Origin of the sequence: Kitasatospora sp. NA04385, assembly GCF_013364235.1 — a bacterium.
Lineage (GTDB): Bacteria > Actinomycetota > Actinomycetes > Streptomycetales > Streptomycetaceae > Kitasatospora.
Genome location: NZ_CP054919.1, coordinates 6,740,421 through 6,766,151 on the forward strand (window position 1 = coordinate 6,740,421; position 25,731 = coordinate 6,766,151).

Genomic DNA, 25,731 nt, shown 5'->3' on the forward strand with positions numbered 1-25,731 from the left:
CCTCGCAGCGCTCCGGAGAGCAGCCGTGCACACTCGCACCCTCCTCGAACCCTTCTGGCCCTCGCGCCGGAACCACCACTTCGACCAGACCTGTCGGCGCGCGACCAGCGCCTCCCGGCACCGGACCTGACCAACCGTCAACTCCCGTGCGCCGGAAGCGCAGACGACGACCACCCACCGACCGTCACGCGCGAAAGAGCCCTCACATGTCGTACGCCGCCACCGCCACCGCGACCCCGCACCTGCGCGCGGTCCGCTCCCTCCCCAACCTCGCCGCCGCGACCCCCGCCGAGCACCGGCGGATCGCCGCCCAGCCCCGGCCGGCCGTCGCCCCCGCGCCCGCCCCCGAGAGCCTGCTCGCCGGGCTCCAGGACGGCGCGGCCGTGGTCGCCGCCCTCCCGCAGTCCGTCCTCCCGCAGGGGCTGCTGGCGCAGCTCGGCGCGGCCAACTCCCCGCTGGTGGGCTACCTGGTCCTGGTGCCCGCGGAGACGCCGGCCGCCCCCGCCCCCGCGGCGGCCACCGGGGCCCCGGCGGCCCCCCGGCCGTTCACCCGCCCCGCGGACAGCGGCATCTCGGTCGACCTGGACCGCCGCAACGCCTACGTCGACGGCGCGCTGCTCGACCTCACCTACCTCGAGTTCGAGCTCCTCGCCCACCTCACCGAGCACCCGCACCGCGTCCACACCCGCGACCAGCTCGTCCACACCGTCTGGGGCTACGGCCACGTCGGCGACGGCCGCACCGTCGACGTCCACGTCGCCCGCCTGCGCCGCAAGCTCGGCGCGGCCTACCGCGACACCATCGTCACCGTCCGCCGGGTCGGCTACAAGTACGCCCCGGCCGCGTAGGACCCGGCAGCCCGCAGAGGCCGCGACACGGGGGCAGCCCGCCCCCCGCGTCGCGGCCTCTGCGCGTTCGCGGCCCCCGCCGACGGCCTAGCGCTGGTCCGGGGGCAGCAGTAGGACGGTGAGTGCCGCCGCGCAGGCGCGGGCGTGGGTGAGGGTGCGGGGGAGGGACTCGTCGGTGAGGCGGGTGGGGGTGGAGCGGACGGCGAGGGCGAAGCGGGCGCTGGGGGTGCGGTCGAGGACGGGGACGGCGAGGGTGCGGACGCCGGGGGCGGACTCGCCGTCGTTGAGGGCGTAGCCGCGCTCGCGGGTGCGGGCGAGTTCGGCGGCCAGCGCGGCGGGGTCGGTGAGGGTGTGCGGGGTGTAGGCGGGCAGTGGTCCGTCCAGCGGCGGGTCGGCGGGAGAGGGCCAGGCCAGCAGCACCTTGCCGAGGGCGGTGGAGTGCAGCGGGCGGCGCAGGCCGAGGCCGGTGGAGGGCAGGACGGAGCCACCGACCAGGATGAGGGCGTGCGGGCCGGAGCGGATGGCCAGGTCGGCGGTGGCGCCGGTGCGCCGGGCGAGCCGGTCGAGTTCCGGGCCGGCCAGGTGCAGGCCGCGCTGGTGGAAGGTGAGCTGGCCCAGCTCGGCGACGGCCGGGCCGAGCCGGTAGCGGGCGGTGCGCTCGTCCTGGTCGAGGAAGCCGGTGGCCACCAGGGTGCGGGCCAGGCGGTGCGCGGTGGAGACGGACAGGCCGGTGCGGCGGGCGAGTTCGGAGGCGCTGAGGTCGGGCCCGTTGTCGTGGAAGCAGCTCAGCAGGCCGAGCGCCCGGTGGACCGCCTGGGCGCCGTTCGGCGGGGCGGGGAGGGTTCCGGGGGCGGGCATCGCACTTCTCCGGTTCGGTTCGTGGAGGGTCAACTTCCTTGCGATTCCCAGGATATGGGAGTGATCACTGCGGCAGTGTGTCGGCAGTGTTGCGGCTGCCCGGCCTGCTGTGAACAGGTGATCCCATCATCTGGCAAGGCTTGATTCCGCCCCTGGTCGGATGGAACGCTCAGGTCATCAGGTCACCGGCCGGTTCGAGCAACCGGCCCGAACAGGAGGGAGTCCGCCGTGAAGACGCACCGGTGCCACTCCTCCTGTTGTCGCTGACCGCCCCCGAACCCCCTTTCCCCGCCCGGCCGTTCCCACCATGCGGAACGACGCCCGCGCGCCTCCTGCCGATCCCCGGAGCCCCGCCATGAGCACGTCCCCCGCCGCGCCCCCGTACCCCGACACCCTGTGGTTCACCCGCTGCCCGGTGCCGACCGCGACCGGCATCGCCGCCGACCGCGGCTGGCTGGCCCGGGAGTTCGCGGCCGAGGGCATCGCGGTGCGCTCGCTGCAGGACGTCCCGCCGGAGGTCGCCGCCGACCACCACTACACGCACGCGCTGACCGGCCTGTTCCGGGAGGGCGGCAACGTCCCCGCGCTGTGGGCGCGGTCGCGCGGCGAGCGGACCAGGCTGATCGGCCTGACCTGGATCGAGGAGCGCCAGGCGGTGCTCGTCCGGGAGGGCAGCGGCACCGACTCCGCCGAGCGGCTGCGCGGACTGCGGCTCGCGGTGCCCCGGCACCCGATCGCGATCGACTTCTGGCGGGCGATGGCCCTGGCCGGCCACCACGGCGCCCTGGCCTCCGCCGGACTCACCCCGGACGACGTCCGATGGGTCGACGTCGAGGCCGCCCCCGGCGGCGGCCAGTGGGAGGCCGAACTGGCCGCGCTGGCCGACGGCCGGGTCGACGCCGTGTACGTGAAGGGCGCGCTCGCCGTGGAGGCCGCCCGGCGCCACGGGGCCGTCCCCGCCGTCGAGTTGGACGCGCTGCCGGACCGCCGCCACCGGGTCAACAACGGCACCCCGCGCCCGATCACCGTCCACCAGCAGCTGCTGGACGAACACCCCGAGCTGGTGGCCCGCTTCCTGGCCGTGCTGCTGCGCGCCGCCGACTGGGCCGCCGAGCGGCCCGCGGACGTCGCCCGGATCCTCGGCGCCGAGACCGGCGCCGGCCCGGAGGGCGTCGCCGGCGCCTACGCGGCGGGCAGCCACCGCACCCTGCACCCCGACCTGTCCGCCGAACGCCTCGAACTCCTGGCCCGCCAGGAGGAGTTCCTGCACGCGCACGGCTTCCTCGCCGACCGGGTCGACGTCCACGCCTGGGCCGACCCCGCCCCGCTGGCCGCCGCCCGCGCCCTGCTCGCCGCCCGCCCCTGACGCCCCCCTTCCCGACGCCCCGTCCCTGCCGTTCCTGCCGTTCCCGTCCCTGCCGCCCCCCTCTGTTGGAGAGCCCCATGCGCACCACCCCCGCCCGCCGCCGCACCCTGCTCGCCGCCACCGCGCTGACCGCCGTCGCCGCGCTCGCCCTGACCGCCTGCGGCTCCTCGGCCAAGGACGCCTCGGCCGCCGCCGACGGAAAGGGCGGCGCCGAGGTGGTGCTGAGAGTGCCCGACCCGGGCAACTCCGGCTTCCTCGCCAAGGGCAAGAAGGACGGCTCGCTCGACCGGGCGCTGGCCGCCGTGCACGCCAAGGTGGCGTGGACGGGCAGCGCCGGCCCGTTCGCCCCCGCCGCGCAGGCCCTCAACGCCGACCAGCTGGACGTCGCCCAGGGCTCGATCACCTCGGCCGTCGCCGCGCTCGCCCAGAAGCCCGGCTTCAAGCTGTTCGCGCAGACCGAACCGGACGTGGCCGGCGAGGGCATCCTGGTGAAGAACGGCTCCCCGATCAACGAGATCAAGGACCTGGTCGGCAAGAAGGTCGCCGTCTCGCAGGGCGGCACCTCCGAGTACCTGCTGCTCAAGGCCCTGGAGAAGAACGGCATCCCGGCCGACAAGGTCGAGCGGGTCTACCTGCGGGCCGACCAGACCTCCGGCGTCTTCAACTCCGGCCAGGTCGACGCCTGGGCGACCTGGGGCACCTTCTCGATCCCCGCCATCGCCAATGCGAACGCGCACTTCCTGGCCAACGGCAAGGCCGTCGGCAGCGACAACTACGCCGTTTGGGCGGTGCGTTCGGCCTTCGCCGAGCAGCACCCCGAGGTGGTGAAGGCGTTCTACGGCTACCTGCACGAGAACGGGGCCAAGGAGAAGGCCGACCCGGCCGCCTACCTCAACGTGTTCACCGACGCCGGTCCGACCGCCGTCACCCCCGCCGAGAAGGAGATCGCCGTCGACTTCGGCAAGCAGCGCGCCGTCGACTCGCCGATCACCGACGCCGACGCGGCCCGGTTCGCCGTGGTCGCCAAGTTCTACGCCGACCAGGGCGTCACCAAGAGCCTGGTCGACGTCAAGCCCTACCTGATCGACGTCGACTCCCTCGCCGGGAGCGGGAAATGACCGTCACCACCGAGGCGGCCCGGGCCGCCGGGCTGGTCGCCCCGCGGGCCCGCACCACCGCCACCCGGCCGCGCGGCGTCTCGCTCGCCCTGCGCACCCTGGGCCCGATCGCCCTGATCGCCGCCTGGCAGATCTCCTCGGCGACCGGCGTCCTCACCCCCGACGTGCTCGCCTCGCCCGGCCAGGTCCTGCAAGCCGTAAGGGAGTTGTGGGGCAACGGGCAGCTCACCGACGCGCTCTCCACCTCGCTGACCCGGGCCGCCCTCGGCCTGCTGTTCGGCGCCGGCACCGGCCTGGTGCTCGGCGTGGTCACCGGCTTCTTCCGGCTCGGCGACGAACTGCTCGACTCGGCGATCCAAGTCCTGCGCACCGTCCCCTTCCTGGCGCTGGTGCCGCTGTTCATGGTCTGGTTCGGCATCACCGAGACGGCGAAGGTCGCGCTGATCGGCGTGGCCACCTCCTTCCCGATGTACGTCTCCGCCTCCGGCGGCGTCCGCAACACCGACCGCAAGCTGGTCGAGGCGATGCGCAGCTTCGGCCTCTCCCGCTGGGCGGTCGTCCGCGAGGTCGTGCTGCCCGGCGCCCTGCCCGCCCTGCTCTCCGGACTGCGGCTGTCGATGACGCTCAGCGTGATCGCGCTGATCGCCGCCGAGGAGATCAACTCCACCGAGGGGATCGGCTACCTGATGGCCCAGGCGCAGAACTTCTCCCGCACCGACGTGCTCGCCGTCTGCATCCTGATCTACGGCCTGCTCGGCCTGGCCGCCGACGGCGCGGTCCGCGTCCTGGAACGCGTCCTGATGCCCTGGCGGCCCGTCGGCGCACGACCGGGGGCCGGACGATGAGCACCACGACGACCGGCGCCACGGCCACCACCGGGGCCACCACCCCCGCGGTCCACCTGCGCGGCCTGCGCCGGGTGTTCGGCACCCGCGCCGTCCTGGACGGCATCGACCTGGACATCGCCCGCGGCGAGTTCCTCGCCCTGCTCGGCGCCTCCGGCACCGGCAAGACCACCCTGCTGCGGATCCTCGGCGCCCTCGACCGCGCCGACGGGGGCACCGTGCTCGTGCCGCCCTCGCGGACCGTGGTCTTCCAGGAGCCCCGGCTGATCCCCTCCAAGCGCGTCCTGGGCAACGTCACCGTCGGCCTGCCGCGCGGCGCCGCCACCCGGGAGACCGGCCGCCGGGCCCTCGCCGAGGTCGGCCTCGCCGACCACGCCGACGCCTGGCCCGGCACCCTCTCCGGCGGCGAGGCCCAGCGCGCCGCCCTGGCCCGGGCCCTCGTCCGGGAGCCCGAACTCCTGCTGCTGGACGAGCCGTTCGCCGCCCTGGACGCCCTCACCCGGCTGCGCATGCAGGACCTGGTCGGCGAACTGTGCCGCAAGCACCGGCCCGCCGTCCTGCTGGTCACCCACGACGTGGACGAGGCGATCCGGCTCGCCGACCGGGTGGCCGTGCTGCGCGACGGCGCCCTCGTCCGGGACGAGACCGTCACCGTCGAACGCCCCCGGGACGCGGCCGATCCCGACTTCGCGGCGCTGCGCCGCCGCCTGCTCGCCGACCTCGGCGTGCACCAGGACTCCGCACCGCAGCACGTCAACTAGCCAGCTCCAGAAGAGAAGAGACCGCCATGACCATCACCGTCGGGGTGCACCGATCCAACCCGTCCCTCTACCACCTGGCCCGACTCGACTACCTCCAGCAGGAGTTGGCCCCGCTCGGCGAGAGCGCCGAGTTCCACCACTACACCGACGGCACCAAGACCGGCCCCTACCTGGCCGACGGCACCATCGACTTCGGCGGCACCGGCTCGACCCCGCCGATCACCGCCCAGGCCGCGGGCCACGACATCGTCTACACCGCCGTCTCCGCGCCCCGCCCCGACCACGGCGCGCTGCTGGTCGCCGCCGACGGGCCGGTGCACTCCGTCGCCGACCTGAAGGGCACCACCGTGGTGCTCGGCATCGGCTCCTGGCAGACCCACCTGCTCGCCAAGGCCCTGCACCAGCACGGGCTTTCGTACCGCGACGACATCAGCGCCGAGCGCCCGGCCGGGGACGAGGCCGAGCGGCTGGCCGACGGCCGGATCGCCGGCTGGATCGCCCAGGGCGCCGAACTCGCCGCCGCCCGCCGCACCGGCGCCTTCCGCGAACTGGTCCGCACCGGCGACGTCATCACCGACCGCTCGGTGTTCTTCGCCCGCCGCGAACTCGCCGTCCAGCGGCCCGAGGTGGTCGCCGCCATCGTCACCGCCCTGCAGCGCGCCGACCACTGGGCCGCCGCCCACCCCGCCGAGGCCGCCGCCATCGCCGCCCAGGACCAGGGCGGCGAGGCCGCCGACTGGCACACCGCGCTGGCCGCCCTGCCCTGGCAACTGGAGCCCGCCACCGCCGAGTTCGTCGCCGAGCAGCAGGAAGCCGCCGACATCTTCCACCGCGTCGGCTTCATCGACCGCGCCGTCACCGTCGCCGACATCCACCTGCCCGAGCTGGAGCAGCCCGTCGCCGACGCCGTCTCCCGCGCCGCGAAGGAGGCGTGAGCCCGATGGCCACCGAAGTCCTCTGGTACCTGATCCCCCGCGAGGGCCACTACCCGTGGGAGCCCGAAGGCCGCCGCCCGGTCGACCTCGGCTACCTCCAGCACCTCGCCGCCACCGTCGAACGCCTCGGCTACACCGGCGCCCTGCTCGCCACCGACCAGTACGACGTGTGGACGCTCGGCTCCGCGCTGGCCGCCGCCACCGGCCCCGGCTTCCAGCCGCTGCTGGCCGTCCACCCCGGCCTGGTCTCGCCGACCCTGCTGGCCAAGATGGCGCTCTCCTTCGAGCACCTGCACGGCCCCGGCCGGCTCCGCTTCAACGTGGTCAACGGCTCCACCCCCCAGCTGCGCGAGTACGGCCTGCACGTCGAGCACGACGACCGCTACCGGCTCTCCGCCGAGTACTGGAGCCTGGTCAAGCGCCTCACCAGCGGCGAAGTCTTCGACCACGACGGCGAGTTCTACCAGCTGAAGGACGCCGGCGCCTCGCTGCGCGACCTGCCGCCGCTGCGCGAGGGGCACATCCCGCTCTGGTTCGGCGGCTCCTCCCCGGCCGGCATCGAGGTCGCCGCCGAACACGTCGACGTCTACCTCACCTGGGGCGAACCCCCGCACCTGCTCAAGGAGAAGCTGGAACGCGTCCGCGAACGCGCCGCCGCCCACGGCCGCACCCTGCGGCTCGGCCTGCGCCTGCACCTGATCGTCCGGGACACCGAGGAACAGGCCTGGGCCGCCGCCGACCGCCTGCTCGACGTCACCAGCGAGGCCACCTACGCCCGCCAGCTCGGCGGCCGGGCCGGCGAGGACGGCGTCGGCTGGCAGCGGCAGTTCCGCCAGCACGGCGGCCGCGTCCCGGCCCGCGCCCGGGAGTTGGAGGCCCACCCCAACCTGTGGCCGGGGATGAGCCTGTTCCGCCCCGGCCCCGGCACCGCGGTGGTCGGCTCCACCGAGCAGGTCGTCGAACGGCTCCGGGAGTTCCAGGAGTTGGGCGTCGACACCTTCATCCTCTCCGGCAACCCGCTGCTGGAGGAGGCGTACCGGGTCGCCGAGACCGTCCTGCCGAAGCTGCACCCCTGACCGCGCCGCGGAACGGGCGGGCGGCCGAACTCTCCCCGGCCACCCGCCCGTTCAGCCCTCGCGGACTACTTGCTGATCCGGTCGATCTCCGCCAGCTCCTCGGCGGTCAGCGGACCGGCCGCCAGCGCGTCCAGGTTCTGGTCCAGCTGCTTCACGCTCGACGCGCCGATGATCACCGAGACCACCCGCTCGTCCCGCAGCACCCAGGACAGCGCCAGCTGCGCCAGGCTCTGCCCGCGGCCCTCCGCGACCTTCGCCAGCGCCCGCAGCTGCTCCAGCTTCGCCCCGGTCAGCGCCTCCTCCTTCAGGAAGTGGCCCACCGACATCCGGGAACCCGCCGGCACGTCACCCGACAGGTAGCGGTCCGTCAACAGGCCCTGCGCCAGCGGCGAGTAGGCGATCAGCGCGGTCTGCGTCTCGCCCACCGCGTCCAGCAGCCCCTGCTCCGGCTCCCGGTTCAGGATCGAGTAGCTCGCCTGGTTCAGCAGGCACGGCGTGCCCAGCTCGCGCAGGATCGCCACCGCCTCCCGGTGCTGCTCCGCCGGGTAGTTGGAGATCGCCGCGTACAGCGCGCGGCCCGAGCGCACCGCCGTGTCCAGCGCGCCCATCGTTTCCTCCAGCGGGACGGTCGGGTCCCACCGGTGCGAGTAGAAGACGTCGACGTAGTCCAGGCCCATCCGCTCCAGCGACTGGTCCAGGCTCGCCAGCAGGTACTTGCGGCTGCCGCCGTCCCCGTACGGGCCCGGCCACATGTCCCAGCCTGCCTTCGAGGCGATGAACAGCTCGTCGCGGAACGGGCGGAAGTCCTGCGCGAACAGGTAGCCGAAGTTGCGCTCCGCGCTGCCGTACGGCGGGCCGTAGTTGTTCGCCAGGTCGAAGTGGGTCACCCCCCGGTCGAAGGCCCGGCGCAGCACCGCGCGCTGCACCTCCAGCGGCTGGGTGTCACCGAAGTTGTGCCACAGGCCGAGCGAGACGGCGGGCAGCTGCACGCCGCTGCGCCCGGCGCGGCGGTAGGTCATCGAGGCGTAGCGGTCTTCTGCAGGGAGGAAGCTCATGCCGAGCATCCTGCCAGGTGGGGACCCCCGACGGGACCAACGGCCCTGCCCGTGGACGCCCGACCCGGCGTAGCCTGGCCGGGCGGGCGCAGCAGCACGCCACCACCCGTGACAGCGCGTGACAGCTCGAGGAGGACACCGCCGTGGCACTGCCGGACATCACCAGCCGGACCGACCTGGAACAGGCCCTGCGACTCTTCTACCGCGCCGCCTTCGCCGACCCGCTGATCGGCCCCCACTTCACCGAGATCGCCCGCCTCGACCTGGAGGCCCACCTCCCCAGGATCACCGACTTCTGGGAGAGCGCCCTGCTGCGCACCGCCTCCTACCGGGGCAACGCGCTCGCCCCGCACGCCGCGCTGCACGCCGCCGCCCCGCTCACCGCCGCCCACTTCGGCCGCTGGGTCCAGCTCTGGCGCGCCACCCTCGACGGCCGCCACGCCGGCCCGGTCACCGAGCGCGCCAAGGCCCAGTCGCAGCGGATCGCCGTCGCCATGCTGCGCCGCCTCGGCGAGGAGGGCACCGGCGGCGGCACCGGCGGCTTCGTGCCGCTCAGCGCCGTCCGGCTGGCCTCCGGCAGCGCCGCCGTCTGAGCACGGGCCCCGGGGCGCGGGTCAGGAGCGCGCGCCGCCCCCGGAGGACGGGCCCCCGGACGGGCCGCCGGACGAGCCCCCGGACGGGCCGCCGCCGGGCGCCAGGCACGCGGAGGAGACCGTGAGGAACACCGAGGTGACCCCGTCGTCGACCCGGGCGCTCACCTCCAGCGTGTACCGCTCCAGTGCCGCCCCGTCCTCCCGCCGGGCCGTGAACCAGGGGTCGGAGACGGACCCGCCGGGCGTCGGCGCGACCTCCCGGTAGCCCTCCACCCGCAGGCCCCGCGCGACCAGCGCGTCCCGCAGCCCCCCGATCCGGGCGGACAGCTGGTCGGCCGGGACTTCGACGGCGGTCGCGACGGAGTAGCGGTACGGCTCCGCCTCCTCGGCGACCCGCAGGCCGCTCGCGCAGGTGTTGAACACCGAGAACCGGCCGACGCGCGAGACGTACCGCCCGTCGTCCACGCCCTCCTTCGCCCCGTCGAGGACCTGGTCCAGCTGCTGCTCGGTCGCCGCCCGGCTGCGCGCCCCGACCGGCCGGGGCGCCGATCCGGCGCCGTCGCAGCCGACGAGCGGGGCCCCCGCCGCCACCAGGGCGAGGACGGAGACGACGGTACGGGCGGGGCGGCTGGCGATGCGTCCGGGCACGGGGCTTTCCTCACGTTGTTCGCGGCGGCCCGCCCCACACCGGCGGGGGCGGGCTCCACCCGCTACACGCCCGACCCCCCGGCCGGGGTTGTCACGACCTCCGGACCGCCCCGGAACCCGCTTCACTCGTCCAGGTACGCGTGCTCCGGGACGGCCGGGGCGCAGTGCAGTACGCCGCCGTGCAGCCGCCACTCCGTCACGCCCTCCACCTCGTGGCACACCCGGAACAGGCCGCACACCCGCTCGTCCGCGCTGTACGCCGGGAGGGCCGCGACCCGCTCCAGCAGCGCGCGGACCGACTCCTCGTATCCGGCGCGCCCACAGGTGGCGAAGAATGCCACCGTGCTCCACATCGGCTGTTCGGCGGGGAAGGTCCACCCACCCCGGTAGTGGCGTTCCCCGATCCGTTCGGCCTCGGCGATCTCCTGGATCAGCGGCAGCTGGTCGTCATCACCACACTCCACCCAGCCGCAGATCGTCACGTACGTTCCCATGAGGTCAGGCTGACAGCACCGCGCTCGCCGCGTCCAACGGTTTCGAGCCCGCTTGGAGCGTGCTTGGAACGCAGGTCGGCGGCGGTTGCGCGCGGGCATCGCATAGGCTCGACCCCACGATGGTGCGGATCACTGTGCTCGGGACGCTGACGGCGCAAGTGGCGGGGGCCGCGACCCGGTTGGGAGGCCCGCGCCAGCGCGGCGTGCTCGCCCAACTGCTGGTCGCGCGCGGGACGGCCGTCCCCGCCGACCGGCTCATCGACGACCTGTGGGACGGCCGCCCGCCCGCCAAGGCCGCGACCTCCCTCCAGGCGTACGTCTCCAACCTGCGCCGCCTGCTCGAACCCGAGCGCGGCCCCCGGCAGGAGGCCCGGCTGCTGGTCAGCGAGGCGGGCGGCTACGCGCTGCGCGGCATCCGCACCGACGCCCAGGAGTTCGAGGAGCTCCTCGACGGCCCGCACCCCGGCGACGGTGATGGCGACGGTGACAGCGGCGGGGCCGGTGACGGAGCCGGGCGGCTGCGGCGGGCGCTCGGCCTGTGGCAGGGCCCGGCGTACGGCGAGTTCGCCGACCGGGCCTGGGCCGCCCCCGAGATCGCCCGCCTGGAGGAACTGCGCGCCACCGCACGGGAGTCCGCCGTGGAGGCCGACCTCGCCGCCGGGCGGGCCCGCGCCGCCGCGCAGGACGCCGCCGCCCTCGTCGAGGACCACCCGCTGCGCGAGGAGGCCTGGCGGCTGCTCGCCCTCGCCCTGTGGCACAGCGGCCGCCAGGCCGACGCGCTCGCCGCCGTCCGCCGCGCCCGCGACTACTTCGCCGCCGAACTCGGCCTGGACCCGGGCCCGTTGCTCACCACCGTCGAGTCCGCCATCCTGCACCAGCGCACCGAGGACCTGGCCCCCCGCCGGGCCCACCCCCACTCCCGCTCCCACTCTCACTCCCGACACCAGGCGGACAGGCCGGACAGGCCCGCCGCCCGGGCGCAGGTGTTCGTGGGGCGGCAGGGAGAGCTGGCGGCGCTGCGGGGAGCGGCCGGACAGGCCCGGGGCGGGGCCGCCTTCGCGCTGGTGAGCGGCGAGGCGGGGGCCGGGAAGTCGACCCTGCTGGGGCGGCTGCGCGAGGAACTGGACGGCGCGGGCTGGCGGGTGGTGACCGGCCGGTGCCCGGAGAGCGAGGGCGCCCCCGCCGCCTGGGCGTGGACCGAGGTGCTGCGCGACCTCGCCGGGTACGAGCCGTCCACCGCGTCCGATCCGCTGCTCGCCCCGCTGCTCGCCGACCCGGGCCCGACGGGCCGCCAGGACCCGCGGTCGGGGCGGTTCCGGCTGCACCGCGCGGTCGTCGCCCGGCTGCACGCCGCCGCACAGGCGGCGCCGCTCGCCGTGCTGCTGGACGACCTGCACGCCGCCGACCCGGAAACCCGGGAGCTGCTGGGCGAGTTGGCCGCCGACCAGGGCGTGCCCGGCGCGGCCGGCGGCCTGCTGGTGGTGGCCGCGCTGCGCCCCGGCGAGGGCGAACTCGCCGACGTGCTGGCCAGGTTGGCCCGCCGCTCGCCGGTGCGGGTGCCGCTCGGCGGCCTCACCGAGCCCGACGCCGGGCGGCTGATCGAGGCGGTGTGTGCCGCCCCCGTCCGCCCGGAGACCGTCCGGGCGCTGGCCGAACGCACCGGCGGCAACCCGTTCTACCTCGCCGAGAGCGCCCAACTCCTGGCGCTGGAGGACGAGTCGACCGCGCTGCGGAAAGTCCCGCAGGGCGTCCGGGACGTGCTGCGCCGCCGCTTCGAGCGGCTGCCCGCGCCCGCCGTCGACCTGCTGCGGCTGGCGGCCGTCGCGGGCCGGGAGAGCGACGTCGACCTGCTGCTGCGGGCCGGTGAGCAGGACGAGGACACCGCCACCGAGGCGGTCGAGGCGGCCGTCGCGGGCGGCCTGCTGCTCGAACCCCGGCCCGGTACCGTCCGGTTCGCCCACGTGCTGGTCCGCGACACCCTGTACGCCGACCTCGGCGGCCTGCGCCGCTCCCGCCTGCACGGCCGGATCGGGCACGCCCTGCACGACCTGCGCCCCGGTGAACTCACCGCGCTGGCCCACCACTTCACCCAGGCCGCGACCGCCGCCACGGCCGCCCTCGCGGTCGACCACTGCGTGCGCGCCGCCGAGGCCGCCGAACGCCGCTACGCCCACGCCAGCGCCGTCAACCTGCTCCGGCAGGCCGTCGACAACCTGGAGCGCGCCGCCGAACAGCCCGGCGAGGACCGCCCCGCCCGCCGGATCGACCTGCTCGGCGCACTGCTGCGCGCCCAGGTCCGGGCCGGCCAGGTCACCGCCGCCACCCGCACCAAGGCCCGCGCGCTCGAACTCGCCCGGGAGAGCGGCCGGGAGGAACTCCTGGTGGCCGCCTGGACGGCCTGGACCGAACCCACCCCGTGGGTCACCCACCCGTACGGCGCGATCGACCAGGAGGCCGTCGACCAGCTCACCCGGCTGCTGCGCCGCACCGACCTGCCGCCCGCCACCCGCTGCCGACTGCTCGACGCGCTCACCCAGGAACTCGACTGCGCGGGTTCGACCGAGGCGGTCGGGGTCGGGCGCGAGGCGGTCGAGATCGCCCGCGCCGAGGGCGACCCGCGGCTGCTCTGCCTGGCGCTCGCCGCCCAGGCCCGGGCCTGCGACCACGAGTTGGCGCCCGTCGACCGGGCCGCGCTGGCCGCCGAACTCGGCGCGCTCGCCGCCGAGCACGACCTGCCCGCCTACCGCTGGCACGCCGAGCACCTGGCCGCCACCGCCGCCGCCGTGCGCGGCGACCTGCCCGCGCTGCGCCGCCACATGGCGGCCGGCGAGGAGATCGCGCACCGCTACGGGCTGGCCGAGTTCGTCGACGTGGTGCTGTTCCAGCGCGGCATGCTGGAACTGGCCGCCGGCCGGGTCGACGAGGCGGTCGTCCTGTACGAGCGGGCGCTGACCGGCCTGCGCGAACGCGGCTCGCTGCACGCGGCCGGCCTGGGCGCGCTGATCCGGATCGTGATCGCCCACCGGCAGGGCCGCCTCGCCGAGATGCTGCCGCTGATCGAGCGGCACCGCGCCCAGTACGGCCCGCTGATCGCCGACGTCACCGCGCTCGCCATGTTCGCCGCCGGGCGCGACCCGGAGGAGGTCCGGCGGGCCAGGGGCGAGCGCCAGGGCATCCAGGCCGACTACTTCCGCTCGCTGTTCCTGCAACTGCGCGCCGACCTGGTGATCGGTCTGGACGAGCGCGCGGAGGCGGCCGAACTCCTGGACGAGATGCGCCCGTTGGCCCACCTGGTGGCCGGCGCGGCGTCCACCTCGATCGCGATCCGCCCGATCGCGCTCACCCTCGGCGAGCTCGCCCGCCACCTCGGCCGCACCGCCGAGGCCGTCGCGCACTTCCGGCAGGCCGTCGAGGTCGCCCGCCGCTGGGAGGCCCCCGGCTGGGTGGCCGAGGCCCGCGCCGCGCTGGCCGCCCTCGGCGCCCCCGACGGGTGATCCGACCCGCCGGGGACGGCGAACGGCGCTCACCGGAAGGGAAGTGACGGAGAATCAGGCCGTCCGCCGTCCCCGCGCCCCTTCCTTGCCAGGCCGTCCGCCGTCCCCGCGTCCCTTCCCCGCCCGGCCGCCTACTGCCGCCGCGCGGACAGGTAGGCGGTGTAGGAGATCACCGACGGCACCGGCACGTTGAGCGCCCCCGCCCGGGTGGTGAGGGTCGCCTCGTCCCCGAGGATCCGCCCGCTGTCCGGGTCCACCACGAAGGTGTACCGGGTGGGCAGGCCGCTGCCGTCCGACTCGGCGGAGAACGCCTCGCCCGGCCGCCCCGCCCGGTCGGTGACCGAGCCGTCGTAGGACAGGCCGGGCAGCGCGGCGACCAGCCGGAGCACGGCGGCCCGCTGCCCCGGGTCCAGCACCTGGGTGCGCAGCAGCCCGCGCAGGGCCTGCGCCAGGCCGGAGGGGGTGTCGACGGCGGGGGTGGACGCCCGGAGCAGCGCGCGCAGCGCGTCCGGGTCGGCGGGGACGGGCTGCCGGTACAGGCCGGCCGCGTACGGCTCGGTGCGCTCCGGCCGCCCGTCGAACCGGCTGCTCTGGGTGCCGGTGCCGTCCGGGTGCAGCAGGGCCCGGTGCTGCTCGGTCAGCACCCGCGAGGTGACGGTGTTCCCGTCGACCCGGGTGGACAGGTTCCAGTCCCGCCACTCCAGGACGGAGTCCGGGCCGCCGTCCGGTTCGGACCGGGCCGCGGTGCGCCGGGCGATCTCCGCCAGTTCCTGCGCGGCGGGGACGGCCGTGGCCGGGGGCCGGTAGTCGAGCGGCGGGGGAGTCGCCGCGTAGGCGTGCCCGCCGCCGGAGGGCAGCAGGGTGAGGGCCAGCGCCGCCGCGCAGGCCGCCGCGACGGCCCCGAGCGGCACCCACAGGCGCGGGGCGCGCCCTCGCCGGGGCCGGCGGGGGCCCGGCCCGGGCCCGGCCAGGATGCGCTCCAGGTCGGCCCGCCACCGGTCGGGGTCGCCGGTGACGCCCGCCGCCGGGTCCGCCGCCGCCATCAGGTCCTTCACTCCGTCAGCCGCGCGCACGGCCCACCTCCAGGATGCCCGTCACCGTCGTCGAATCCACCGAAGCCGATTGCACCGCAGCCGACCCCACTGCCGTCGAGTCCACCGCAGCCGACTCCACCGCCGTCGGGGCAACTGCCGTCGGGGCCGCCCCCGTCGAGTCCGCCGTCGCCGCCTGTTCGTCCAGCACGGCCCGCAGCCGCCGCCGGGCCCGGTACAGCCGCACCGAGAACGCCGCCGGGCTGCAGCCGAGCGCCCGGGCGGCCCGCCGGGCGTCCAGGCCCTCCCAGCCGACCAGCGCCAGCACCTCGCGGTCCCGCTCCGCCAGCCGCGCCCACGCGGCGTGCACGCCGTCGCGGGCCGCGACCTGCTCCGCGACGTCCCGGCCTGGGCGTGCCGCGTCCGCCGCCAGCCCGGCGGCCAGCCGCCCGGCCCGCTCCCGCCCCCGCACGTGGTTGGCCACCACGTTGCGCGCCACCCCGTACAACCAGGGCAGCGCCTCGCCGGGCACCTCCGTCCAGCGCCGCCACACCACCGTGAACACCTCGGCCGCCAGGTCGCCCGCGCTGTCCGCGCCGACCCGGCGGTGCAAGTAGCGCAGCACCGCGCCGTGGTGCTCCCGGTACAGCGCGCTGAACTCCTCAGCCGCACCCACCGTGCCCCCCTCTCGTCGTTCCCACCCCGTCCTTGTCCGGCACCCCCGGGATTCTTACCGCCCGCCCGGAGCGAACCGGTTCCAGGACCGGCCCCGCCGCCCCGCCGGGGCTTGGAACGGCCGCCAAGTGGGCTCCAAGAGCGGCCTCCCACACTGGGGTCCGACCTCGAATCGACCACTGCACGGAAGGCTTCTGCAATGTCCACACTCCTCGGCCGCCTCGGCGGGGCCGCGGCGGCCCGGCCCTGGCGCACCGTCGCGGCCTGGGTGCTGCTGATCGGCGCGATCTTCGGCCTGGCGCAGGTGTTCGGCGGCGAGCCGCGCGAAAACCACCGGATTCCCGGCACCCCGTCCACCGCGGGCATGGACCTGCTCAACGCACGCTTCCCCGAGACCTCCGGCACCAGCGCCCGGGTGGTCGTCCACGACCGCGGCGGCCGGGCGCTGCCCGCCGACGCGCTGGCCGCGCTGCGCGGGAGCCTGGCGAAGGTGCCGCACGCGCTGTCGGTGAGCGAGCCGATACCGTCCAAGGCCGGTGACACCGCGCTGCTGACGGTCGGTTACGACGTCAAGGTCACCGCGTTCAAGGACGCCGAGGGGCTGGACGCGCTGCGCGCCGCCGCCCGGGCCACCACCGACGCCGGGTACCAGGTCGAGTTCGGCGGCGAGCTGCCGGAGAACTTCAGCGCCCCGAACGGGATGGCCGAGGCGATCGGCATGGGCGCCGCGCTGGTGATCCTGGTGGTCGCGCTCGGCTCGATCGTCGCCGCGGGCCTGCCGCTGCTGGTCGCGCTGGCCGGGCTCGGCGCCGGCACCGGGCTGATCACCCTGCTGTCGGCCGTGATCGACATCAGCGACATCGCGCCCACCGTGGCGTCCATGGTCGGCCTCGGCGTCGGCATCGACTACGCGCTGCTGCTGGTCTCCCGGCACGTGGAGGGGCTGCGCCGGGGCCTGGACGCCCGGGCCGCGGCCGTCGAGTCGAACGCCACCGCGGGCTCCTCGGTGGTGGTCGCGGGTGCGACGGTGCTGGTCTCGCTGTTCGGCCTCAAGCTGGCGGGCCTGTCCACCTACGCCTCGTTCGGCTACGCGACCTTCGCCACCGTCGGCGCCGTGATGCTGGCCGCCCTGACGCTGGTGCCCGCGCTGGCCGCGCTCTCCGGCCCGCGCCTGCTGCGCCGCGCCGAACGCCGGGCCGCCGCCACCGCCGCCGCCACCAACACCACCGCCACTGCCGCCGCCGCGCCCACCGGGAAGGCGCCCGCCCCGACCCGCACCGAGCGCTGGGCCCGGCTGATCGGCCGCCGCCCGGTCACCGCCGCGGTGCTCTCGCTGGCCGTGCTGCTCGCCCTGGCCGCCCCGATGCTCGGCATGCGGACCTGGCCGCAGGACGCCGGCAGCCAGGCCACCGGCAACACCACCCGCAAGGCGTACGACCTGGTCGCCGCGGCGTACGGCCCGGGCGCGAACGGGCCGCTGCTGCTGGCGGTCGACCTGGACCGACTGCCGGCGTCCGAACTCCCGCCGCTGGAGCGGAAACTGACGCAGGACCCGGGGGTCGCCGCGGTGCAGCCGGCCCTGGTCAACGCGGCGGGCGACGCCGCGGTGATCAGCCTCCAGCCCACCACCGGCCCGCAGGACGAGGCCACCGTGAAGCTGCTGGAGCGGCTGCGCGGCGGCGAACTCCCGGCCGGGGTGCAGGTCACCGGCCAGGTCGCGGCCTTCTCCGACATCTCCGACCGGCTCTCGGAGCGGCTGTGGGTGGTCGTCCCGTTCGTGGTGGTGCTCTCGCTGATCCTGCTGACCGTGCTGTTCCGGGCGCCGGTGATCGCGGTCAAGGCCGCCGCGATGAACCTGCTGTCGGTGGCGGCCGCGTACGGGGTGATGACGGCGGTCTTCCAGCACGACGCGGGCGCCGAGCTGCTCGGCCTGCCGCACGCGGTGCCGGTCTCCAGCTGGGTGCCGATCCTGATGTTCACCATCCTGTTCGGCCTGTCGATGGACTACGAGGTGTTCCTGCTCTCCCGGGTCCGCGAGGACTGGCTGGCCACCGGCGACCCGCGCGGCAGCGTGGTGCGCGGACTGTCCTCCACCGGCCGGGTGATCAGCAGCGCCGCGGCGATCATGGTGGCGGTGTTCACCGGCTTCGCGATCGACCCCGACATCACGGTCAAGATGATCGGCGTCGGCATGGCGGTGGCCGTCCTGGTCGACGCCACCGTGGTCCGGATGGTCCTGGTGCCCGCCACCATGACCCTGCTCGGCCGGCACAACTGGTGGCTGCCCGGCTGGCTGGACCGCCTGCTGCCGCAGCTGCGGATCGAGCACGGCGCCGCCCCCGCCGCCCCGGCCCCCGCCGAGCAGCCGGTCACCGTCTGACCCGCCCGCGCCGTTCCCGCCCCCCGGGCCCCGCCGTGCTTACGGTGGGGCCCGGGGGCGCACGGGTGGAGCGGCTGTGCGAGTCGGCCGGGGGCGGGGAGCTGGTGCTGCTGACGGCGGTGAAGGAGCCGGAGCGCAGCCACGCGGAGGTGCTGCTGGAGGTGGTGCGGGAGCGCCTCGGGGGGGAGATGATGATCATGACGGCGTGTTAAATCGGACATACGTCAATAATTCGGCTCTAATACGCTCATGAGCCTCCTGCGTGAGAACGCCGTTCTCGCCCTCTTCTTCTGCCTGGGCCTGGGCTACCTGGTCGGAAAACTACGCGTCGGACCGATCCAACTGGGCGGCATCTGCGGCGTCCTGATCGTGTCGATGCTGGTCGGCGCCCAGCACGTCTCGGTGAACGCGGACGTCAAGAACGTGGCGTTCGCCCTGTTCATCTTCTCGCTCGGCTACATCGCGGGCCCGCAGTTCTTCGCCAACATGAACGCCAAGGGCCTGCGCTTCGGCGTGCTCTCCGTCATGGAGGCGGTCGTCGTCGTCCTGATGGCGCTCGGCATCGCCAAGGCCTTCGACCTGGACGTCGGCACCGCCGCGGGCATCCTGGCCGGCGCCGCCACCGAGTCCGCCGCCGTCGGCACCGCGCAGGACGCGATCGCCAAACTCCCCGGCATCACCGCCGACCAGACCACCCAGCTGCAGGCGCACGTCGCCACCGCCTACTCGGTCTGCTACCTGTTCGGCCTGATCAGCATCGTCCTGCTGACCAGCCAGCTGTTCCCGATGCTGATGCGGATCAACCTGGCCGACGCCTCCCGCAAGGTCTGGGAGAAGATGCGCGGCGAGGGCGGCGAACTGGAGCCCGGCGAAGCCCCCTCGCTGCCCGCCCTGGTCGGCCGCACCTACCTGGTCTCGCAGGGCGAGGGCACCCGGGTCAGCCAGATCCAGGAGCGCTCCGGCCAGCTCGTCACCGTCGAGGCGCTCAGCCGCGGCGGCAAGAAGATCGGCGTCGACGACGACCCGGTGCTGCGCCGCGGCGACCAGGTGCTGGTGGTCGGCCGGCGCGCCGCCGTGCTGGACGCCGGACACGAACTCGGCCCCGAGACCAGCGGCGTCCCCGGCCTGGACAGCCCGATGGCGGTCCGCGAGATCGTGGTCACCAACAAGGCCGTCGCCGGACACACCCTCAACGCCATCCGCGACGAGGACCACGAGGCCACCGGCGGCGTGTTCCTCACCGACATCCAGCGCGTCGACCACCACCTGCCCGCCGTCGGCGAGACCGAGGTGCACCGCGGCGACACCCTCACCGTGGTCGGCGCCCGCTCCCGGGTCGAGCGGTTCGCCGCCAAGGTCGGCGCCACCGTCCGCTCGGACACCGTCGACTACATCTACATCTCGCTCGGCATCTGCCTCGGCGTCCTGCTCGGCAAGGTCAACGTCCACTTCGGCGAGATCAACCTGACCCTCGGCACCGGCGGCGGCTGCCTGATCGCCGGCCTGGTCTTCGGCTGGTTCCGCTCGCTGCGCCCCACCTTCGGCGCCTACCCGCCGGTCGCCGCGCAGACCATGAAGGACCTCGGCCTGGCCATGTTCATCGCCGTCACCGGCATGGCGGCCGGCCCCGACGCCGGACCGCTGCTCAAGCAGTACCCCGTGCTGCTCCCGGTCTCCGGCATCCTGATGGTCGTCATCCCGGCCTTCCTCGGGCTGTTCATCGGACGCCGCTTCCTCAAGATCGAACCGCCGATCCTGGTCGGCGCGATCGCCGGACAGCAGTGCTCCACCCCCGCGATCACCGCCGTCGGCAACGTCGCCCAGAGCAGCGTCCCGATGCTCGGCTACACGATCACCTACACCATCTCCAACTTCCTGCTCCCGCTGACCGGGCCGCTGCTGGTCGGCCTGGTCGGACTGAACGGAGGCTGAGGGCCGATGGACTGGATCACCGACCACGTCTTCAAGCCCTACCCCGAACTGCTGATCTTCCTGACCATCGCGATCGGCTTCCTCGTCGGCCGCCTGCACTGGAAGGCCATCGGCCTGGGCGCCGTCACCGGCTGCCTGATCGCCGGGCTGTTCACCGGCTGGCTCACCGACGTCGAGATCAACGGCACCGTCAAGTCGGTGTTCTTCATCATGTTCCTGTTCGCCCTCGGCTATAAGGTCGGCCCGCAGTTCTTCCGCGGCCTCAAGAAGGACGGCCTGCCGCAGGTCGCGGTCACCCTCGCGGTCTGCCTCAGCGGCCTGGCGATCTGCTGGGGCTTCGCGAAGATGCTCGGCTACGGGCCGGGGCTGGGCGCCGGACTGCTCGGCGGCGCGCTCACCCAGTCCGCCGTCATCGGCGTCGCCCAGGACGCCATCGCCGGCCTGCCCGGCCTCAGCGCCGACCAGGTCACCGCCCAGCAGAACCTCGTCCCGATCGGGTACGCCGTCACCTACCCGCTCGGCACCATCCTGTGCGCGATCCTGCTGGCCAACATCGCCCCCCGCCTCCTGCGCAGCGACCTCGCCGCCGACTCCCGCGAACTGGCCGCCGAACTCGACGCCCCCGCCGACGACCCCGACCTCGCCGAGGGCTACTACGAGGTCGTGCTGCGCGCCTACACCGCCGTCAACGGCCCGATCGGCTCCACCATCGAGCAGTTCGAGCAGCGCCAGCAGGCCGCCGGGCGCCGGATCTACCTCACCCGGGTCCGCCGCGACGGCAGGATCCTCGACCACGACCAGCAGACCGTCATCGAACGCGGCGACGTGCTCGCCGTCAGCGCGCTCCGCCACGACCTGGTCGAACTCGACCCGGTCAGCGCCATCGGCCCGGAGAGCGACGACATCGAACTGCTCGGCTACCAGACCGAGCACCTGCACGTCGTCGCCTCCGAGAAGGCCCAGCTCGGCAAGACCATCGCCGAGCTGCGGCGCGAGCCGTTCATGGTCGGGGTGTTCATCGACAAGGTCTACCGCTCCGGCGCCGAGTTCCCCTACCTGCTCACCACCCAGGTCGAACGCGGCGACACCCTGCTGCTCTCCGGCCCGCAGCGGCTGGTCGCACCGGCCGGCAAGGCGATCGGCAAGCCGGTGCCGACCAGCTTCGCCACCGACATGACCTGGGTGGGCCTGGGCATCTTCCTCGGCGGTTGCATCGGCATCCCCGCGCTCACCCTCGGCGGCGTGCCGATCAGCCTCTCCACCTCCGGCGGCGCGCTGATCATGGGCCTGGTCTTCGGCTGGATCCGCGGCAAGTACCCCACCTACGGCAACGTGCCGCCCGGCGCCCAGTGGTTCATGGACACCCTCGGCCTGTGCGCGTTCGTCGCCATCGTCGGCATCAACGCCGGGCCGAGCTTCACCAGCGGCCTCTCCCAAGCCGGTTGGGGCCTGCTGCTGTGGGGCGCCGTCGCCACCGTCGCCCCGCTCGTGGTCGGCCTGCTGGTCGGCCACTTCGTGTTCAAGATGCGCCCGCCGATCCTGATGGGCGTGGTCGCCGGGGCCCAGACCACCACCGCCGCGATCGGCGCCATCAACGAAGCCTCCCGCAGCCAGATCCCCACCCTCGGCTACACCATCCCGTACGCCGCAGGCAACGTCCTGCTGACCATCTGGGGCGCCGTCATCGTCGCCCTGCTCGGCTAGCCGCCCCCCGGAAGGACCCGCACCCATGAGCAAGCCTTCGATCAGCCGTGAGGAGATCCACCGGCTCTCCCAGCTCAGCCCGTTCGAACTCAAGGGCAAGTTCATCGAACTCGCCGAGCACTACCAGGCCGACCAGCCCGGGCAGAAGGAGAAGTCCACCGCCAACATGCTCAACGCCGGCCGCGGCAACCCCAACTGGGTCTGCACCGGCCCGCGCGAGGCCATGCTCGCCCTCGGCCACTTCGCGCTCAGCGAGTCCCGCCGGGTCTGGACCGCCGACAACCTCGGCGGCATGCCCGAGCAGAACGGCATCGCCGCCCGCTTCGACCACTTCGCCCGCTCCCACCCCGAACTGCCCGGCATCGAACTGCTCACCGCCTGCGCCGGCCTCGCCGTCGACCGCTTCGACCTCGACCGCGACGCCTTCCTGCACGAGCTCGCCGACGCCGCGATCGGCGACAACTACCCCGTCCCCGACCGGATGCTGACCTGCGCCGAACAGATCGTCACCGGCTACCTGCACGACGAACTGATGGACCGCCGGCCCCCCGAGGGCGCCCTCGACCTGTTCGCCACCGAGGGCGGCACCGCCGCCATGTGCTACATCTTCGACTCCCTGATGAAGAACGGCATCCTGCACAAGGGCGACCGGATCGCCCTGATGGTGCCGGTCTTCACCCCCTACATCGAGATCCCCGAACTCGACACCTACGAGTTCGACGTCGTCCGGGTCGAGGCCTCCTCCTTCGCCGAGGCCGGCGTGCGCGAATGGCGCTACCCCACCGAGGAGGTCGCCAAGCTCGCCGACCCCGCCGTCAAGCTGGTCTGCCTGGTCAACCCCAGCAACCCGCCCTCCCTCGCGCTCTCCCAGCGGGTCACCGACCAGATCAAGTCCATCGTCGCCACCGACAACCCGGGCCTGATCATCGTCACCGACGACGTCTACGGCACCTTCGTCAACCACTTCCGCAGCATCGCCGCCGACCTGCCCCGCAACACCCTGCTCGTCTACTCCTACTCCAAGCACTACGGCTGCACCGGCCACCGCCTCGGCGTCATCGGCCTCCAGCGCGACAACGTCATCGACGACGCCATCGCCGCCCTCCCGCCGGCCGACAAGGACCGGCTCGCCAAGCGCTACGGCAGCCTCAGCCTCGACCCGGCGAGCATCCGCTTCATCGACCGGCTGGTCGCCGACTCCCGGCAGGTCGCCCTCAACCACACCGCCGGGCTCTCCCTCCCGCAGCAGGCCCAGCTCACCCTGTTCTCGCTCTTCGCGATGCTCCCCGAGGGCAAGGCGTACAAGGCCAAGGTGCAGTCCATCGTCAAGCAGCGCCTCGACCTGCTGCTCGAAGGCTCCGGCATGAAGATCTCCGAGGACCCGCAGCGGGCCGGCTACTACATCGAACTCGACCTGCTCGCCGAAGCCGAACGCACCTCCGGCCCCGACTTCGCCGCCTTCCTGCAGCAGAACTACGAACCCACCGAACCGCTCTTCCGGCTCGCCGAGCAGACCGGCGTTGTCCTCCTCAACGGCGGCGGCTTCGACGGCCCCGAGTGGTCGGTCCGGGTCTCCCTCGCCAACCTCGACGACCTCGACTACCTCAAGATCGGCCACCACCTGAAGGCCATCTTCGACGACTACCGCGCCGAGTGGCAGGCCGCCGGGGGCAGCTGACACCCCGGCGGCCCCGCCCCGCCCGGTCAGCGCACGCGGAAGACCGGGCGGGGCACGAACCAGCGGGCGAAGGCGAGGTGGAGGGCCACCAGCGGCAGCGGGAAGGGGCCGAAGAGCAGCAGCAGGGGGAGGAGCGGCAGCACCAGGGCGACGCCCACCCAGCGGGCCAGGTGGGAGGAGAAGCGCAGCGGGACGGCCGGGAGCAGGAAGAGCAGGAAGACCGAGCAGAAGGCGGGGACCGCGAGGCAGCGCCGGAGCGCGTCGGCCGGGGCGTGCGGCCCCAGGGCGGTGACCAGGGCCGCGAGGGCGAGGGAGAACAGCGCGACGGCCAGCAGGTAGCGGGCCGCCAGCCGGGCGTACCAGCGTCCGCCGCCCTCCGCCCTCGCCGCGGCCGGGCGCGCGGCCCCCCGGCGGACGGACACCGTGCTCATGGCGGACCTCCGGTCGGGCACCGGGCGGGCGCGGGGCGGCCCCCGCACCACCGGTCGTTCCCGGCGCCGTACCCGGCACGCTACTCCCCTCCGGCGCCGGGGTGCGGGCCGGGGCGGACCACGCCGTGGTCGAAGGCGAAGACCACCGCGTGGATGCGGTCACGGACGCCCAACTTGTCGAGCACCCGCCGGACATGGGTCTTCACGGTGGCCTCGCCCAGGTGCAGGGCGGCGGCGATCTCCCGGTTCGAGCGCCCCCGGCCCAGCAGTTGGAGGACCTGGTGCTCGCGCGGGGTCAAGCGGCGCAGCGCGGCCCGGGCGGCCGGGGCGGCGGGCGGCGGCGCGGAGCGGGCGAACTCGGCGAGCAGACGGCGGGTCACCGAGGGCGAGAGCAGCGCCTCGCCGGACGCCACCGTGCGGATGCCGTGCAGGAGTTGCTCGGGCGGGGTCCGCTTCAGCAGGAACCCCGCCGCGCCCGCGCGGACCGCCGCGAAGACGTACGCGTCCGACTCGAAGGTGGTGAGCACCAGGACGCGCGACTGCGGGCAGCGGGCGGACAGCTCGGCGGTGGCGGCGACCCCGTCCAGGACCGGCATCCGGACGTCCATCAGGACCACGTCCGGCCTCGACTCCACGGCCAGGCGCACCGCCTGCGCGCCGTCGGCGGCCTCGCCGACCACCCGCAGGTCCGCCCGGGTGCCCAGCAGCATCCGCAGACCGGCCCGCATCAGGTCCTCGTCGTCCGCGAGGAGCACCGTCACGGCCACGGGAGTTCGACCTCCACCCGCCAGCCCGCCGGCCCCGGCCCGGCGGTCAGGGTGCCGCCCAGCGCGGCCGCCCGGTGGTGCGCCGCGGCCAGCCCGCGACGGCCGGAGGACGGCGGACCGGCGGGCAGCGGACGGCCGTTGTCGGTGACGGTCAGGCACAGGGCGCGCCGGGTGCGGCGGAGCCGGACGGCGGCGGCGGTGGCCGTCGAGTGCTTCAGGGTGTTGGTCAGCGCCTCCCGGACCGCGCGGTGCAGCACCTCGGTGTACGGATCGGTCAGATCCACGGCCGGGCAAGGGAGTTCGAGGGTGACGGCGAGGTGCGGCGGAAGGTCGGCGAGCAGCGCCCGCAGGGCCGGGCCCAGCGGCGGGAGCGGCTCCAGCAGGCCCAGCACCCGGTCCAGGTCGCCCATCGCGCCGCGGCCCACCCGTTCGATCCGCTCCAGCGTCTCGCGCAGCTGCGGCGGCCCGTCGGCCGCGCCCAGCCGCGCCGCGCCCGCATGGGTCACCATCACCGTCACCGCGTGCCCCACCGCATCGTGCAACTCCCTTGCCATCCTCGCCCGTTCCTCCTCCAGCAGCCGCCGGGCCCGCTCCTCGGCCGCCACCCGGCGGGCCCGNTCGCGCCGCCGCGCCGCCCGCCCACCGCCGCCGCGGCGTGCAGTACGCACGCGGGCAGGAGGCCGGGGCGGCCGGAGAGGCAGAGCAGGACGGCGAGCACGGGCGGCGCGGCCAGCGCGGCGGCGGCGGCCGGTGGCCGGGTGCGGAACAGCACCGCCAGCGGCAGCGCCGAGGCCAGCGACAGGTTCGTCACCGGATCGCCCGCCGCCACCACCGCCACCGTCGCCCCGGCGCCCGCCCACAGCGCCGCCACCGGCACCGGCCGCCGCAGCAGCAGCGCCCCGAACCACACCGCCACCGCCGCCCGCGACACCGCCGAACCCGCCAGCAGCGAGGCCGTGTAGCCCGAACCGCCCACCGCGATCCCGGCCGACGCCCACGCCACCACCCCGTCCAGCGCGACCCACCAGCCCCGCGCCACCCG

At 74.8% G+C, this 25,731-nt stretch carries 23 protein-coding genes; 14 read left to right on the forward strand and 9 right to left on the reverse strand.

From position 1 onward, the window contains the following. Positions 1 to 206 precede the first annotated feature (206 nt). The gene (locus tag HUT16_RS29780) at positions 207 to 848 is read left to right on the forward strand and encodes a winged helix-turn-helix domain-containing protein (protein ID WP_176191135.1); all 642 of its coding nucleotides are present in this window, start codon (positions 207 to 209) and stop codon (positions 846 to 848) included. Positions 849 to 935: 87 nt separating this feature from the next. On the opposite strand, the gene HUT16_RS29785 is transcribed toward HUT16_RS29780, so the two are convergent. Continuing rightward, positions 936 to 1,706: an IclR family transcriptional regulator gene (locus HUT16_RS29785; protein WP_176191136.1), complete on the reverse strand. Its 771-nt coding sequence runs from the start codon at positions 1,704 to 1,706 to the stop codon at positions 936 to 938. 355 nt (positions 1,707 to 2,061) lie between these two features. On the opposite strand from HUT16_RS29785, the gene HUT16_RS29790 reads away from it, so the two are divergent. From HUT16_RS29790 to HUT16_RS29815, 6 genes are all read left to right on the forward strand, one after another. Further along, on the forward strand, positions 2,062 to 3,072 hold the full coding sequence (locus HUT16_RS29790) for an ABC transporter substrate-binding protein (RefSeq protein WP_176191137.1): 1,011 nt from the start codon (positions 2,062 to 2,064) through the stop codon (positions 3,070 to 3,072). A 77-nt stretch (positions 3,073 to 3,149) separates the two neighbouring features. Next, positions 3,150 to 4,190 (forward strand): NrtA/SsuA/CpmA family ABC transporter substrate-binding protein, encoded by a 1,041-nt coding sequence (locus HUT16_RS29795; protein ID WP_176191138.1) that lies wholly within the window; start codon positions 3,150 to 3,152, stop codon positions 4,188 to 4,190. Then, on the forward strand, positions 4,187 to 5,035 hold the full coding sequence (locus HUT16_RS29800) for an ABC transporter permease (protein ID WP_176191139.1): 849 nt from the start codon (positions 4,187 to 4,189) through the stop codon (positions 5,033 to 5,035). Before HUT16_RS29795 ends, HUT16_RS29800 begins: the two co-directional genes overlap by 4 nt. Next, entirely contained in the window at positions 5,032 to 5,796 is a 765-nt protein-coding gene (locus tag HUT16_RS29805) for an ABC transporter ATP-binding protein (protein WP_176191140.1), read from the forward strand. Before HUT16_RS29800 ends, HUT16_RS29805 begins: the two co-directional genes overlap by 4 nt. Before the next feature lie 26 nt (positions 5,797 to 5,822). Then, on the forward strand, positions 5,823 to 6,731 hold the full coding sequence (locus HUT16_RS29810; RefSeq protein ID WP_176191141.1) for an ABC transporter substrate-binding protein: 909 nt from the start codon (positions 5,823 to 5,825) through the stop codon (positions 6,729 to 6,731). Positions 6,732 to 6,736: 5 nt separating this feature from the next. Next, positions 6,737 to 7,807: an LLM class flavin-dependent oxidoreductase gene (locus HUT16_RS29815; protein ID WP_176191142.1), complete on the forward strand. Its 1,071-nt coding sequence runs from the start codon at positions 6,737 to 6,739 to the stop codon at positions 7,805 to 7,807. A gap of 65 nt (positions 7,808 to 7,872) precedes the next feature. On the opposite strand, the gene HUT16_RS29820 is transcribed toward HUT16_RS29815, so the two are convergent. Next, positions 7,873 to 8,862, reverse strand: a complete 990-nt coding sequence (locus HUT16_RS29820) for an aldo/keto reductase (RefSeq protein WP_176191143.1) — start codon at positions 8,860 to 8,862, stop codon at positions 7,873 to 7,875. Between the two features lie 143 nt (positions 8,863 to 9,005). Here HUT16_RS29820 and HUT16_RS29825 point away from each other — a divergent pair, with 143 nt between their 5' ends. Then, positions 9,006 to 9,455 carry a group III truncated hemoglobin gene (locus HUT16_RS29825; protein WP_176191144.1) on the forward strand — a complete coding sequence of 150 codons (450 nt, stop codon included), beginning with the start codon at positions 9,006 to 9,008 and terminating at the stop codon, positions 9,453 to 9,455. A gap of 21 nt (positions 9,456 to 9,476) precedes the next feature. Here the strand turns inward: HUT16_RS29825 and HUT16_RS29830 are convergent, their stop codons facing one another. Beyond that, positions 9,477 to 10,103: a hypothetical protein gene (locus HUT16_RS29830; RefSeq protein ID WP_176191145.1), complete on the reverse strand. Its 627-nt coding sequence runs from the start codon at positions 10,101 to 10,103 to the stop codon at positions 9,477 to 9,479. Positions 10,104 to 10,225: 122 nt separating this feature from the next. After that, positions 10,226 to 10,597 carry a hypothetical protein gene (locus tag HUT16_RS29835; protein ID WP_176191146.1) on the reverse strand — a complete coding sequence of 124 codons (372 nt, stop codon included), beginning with the start codon at positions 10,595 to 10,597 and terminating at the stop codon, positions 10,226 to 10,228. Between the two features lie 119 nt (positions 10,598 to 10,716). Between HUT16_RS29835 and HUT16_RS29840 the strand changes: the two genes are divergently transcribed. Further along, positions 10,717 to 14,091: a BTAD domain-containing putative transcriptional regulator gene (locus tag HUT16_RS29840; protein WP_254898044.1), complete on the forward strand. Its 3,375-nt coding sequence runs from the start codon at positions 10,717 to 10,719 to the stop codon at positions 14,089 to 14,091. A gap of 131 nt (positions 14,092 to 14,222) precedes the next feature. Here the strand turns inward: HUT16_RS29840 and HUT16_RS29845 are convergent, their stop codons facing one another. After that, positions 14,223 to 15,164 carry a CU044_5270 family protein gene (locus tag HUT16_RS29845; RefSeq protein WP_176191147.1) on the reverse strand — a complete coding sequence of 314 codons (942 nt, stop codon included), beginning with the start codon at positions 15,162 to 15,164 and terminating at the stop codon, positions 14,223 to 14,225. Continuing rightward, positions 15,151 to 15,798 carry an RNA polymerase sigma factor gene (locus HUT16_RS29850; protein WP_176191148.1) on the reverse strand — a complete coding sequence of 216 codons (648 nt, stop codon included), beginning with the start codon at positions 15,796 to 15,798 and terminating at the stop codon, positions 15,151 to 15,153. The genes HUT16_RS29845 and HUT16_RS29850 overlap by 14 nt, the downstream gene beginning before the upstream one ends. 198 nt (positions 15,799 to 15,996) lie before the next feature. Here HUT16_RS29850 and HUT16_RS29855 point away from each other — a divergent pair, with 198 nt between their 5' ends. The 5 genes from HUT16_RS29855 (at position 15,997) to HUT16_RS29875 (ending at position 23,491) form a co-directional block, all read left to right on the forward strand. Beyond that, positions 15,997 to 18,177: an MMPL family transporter gene (locus tag HUT16_RS29855; RefSeq protein WP_176191149.1), complete on the forward strand. Its 2,181-nt coding sequence runs from the start codon at positions 15,997 to 15,999 to the stop codon at positions 18,175 to 18,177. Positions 18,178 to 18,242: 65 nt separating this feature from the next. Continuing rightward, a complete protein-coding gene (locus HUT16_RS29860; RefSeq protein WP_176191150.1) occupies positions 18,243 to 18,389 on the forward strand; it encodes a hypothetical protein in 147 nt (48 codons plus the stop codon). Positions 18,390 to 18,426: 37 nt separating this feature from the next. Then, positions 18,427 to 20,109 (forward strand): aspartate-alanine antiporter, encoded by a 1,683-nt coding sequence (gene aspT, locus HUT16_RS29865; RefSeq protein ID WP_176191151.1) that lies wholly within the window; start codon positions 18,427 to 18,429, stop codon positions 20,107 to 20,109. A gap of 6 nt (positions 20,110 to 20,115) precedes the next feature. Continuing rightward, positions 20,116 to 21,813, forward strand: coding sequence for an aspartate-alanine antiporter (gene aspT / locus HUT16_RS29870; RefSeq protein WP_176191152.1), 1,698 nt, complete (start codon positions 20,116 to 20,118; stop codon positions 21,811 to 21,813). A gap of 25 nt (positions 21,814 to 21,838) precedes the next feature. Continuing rightward, entirely contained in the window at positions 21,839 to 23,491 is a 1,653-nt protein-coding gene (locus HUT16_RS29875; RefSeq protein ID WP_176191153.1) for a bifunctional aspartate transaminase/aspartate 4-decarboxylase, read from the forward strand. 26 nt (positions 23,492 to 23,517) lie between these two features. Here HUT16_RS29875 and HUT16_RS29880 read toward each other — a convergent pair whose 3' ends face one another. The 3 genes from HUT16_RS29880 to HUT16_RS29890 form a co-directional block, all read right to left on the reverse strand. Beyond that, positions 23,518 to 23,922 (reverse strand): hypothetical protein, encoded by a 405-nt coding sequence (locus HUT16_RS29880; RefSeq protein WP_176191154.1) that lies wholly within the window; start codon positions 23,920 to 23,922, stop codon positions 23,518 to 23,520. 80 nt (positions 23,923 to 24,002) lie between these two features. Next, complete coding sequence (locus HUT16_RS29885) at positions 24,003 to 24,689, reverse strand: response regulator transcription factor (RefSeq protein WP_176191155.1); 687 nt, start codon at positions 24,687 to 24,689, stop codon at positions 24,003 to 24,005. Next, complete coding sequence (locus tag HUT16_RS29890) at positions 24,680 to 25,231, reverse strand: sensor histidine kinase (RefSeq protein ID WP_176191156.1); 552 nt, start codon at positions 25,229 to 25,231, stop codon at positions 24,680 to 24,682. Before HUT16_RS29890 ends, HUT16_RS29885 begins: the two co-directional genes overlap by 10 nt. Positions 25,232 to 25,731: the final 500 nt, after the last annotated feature.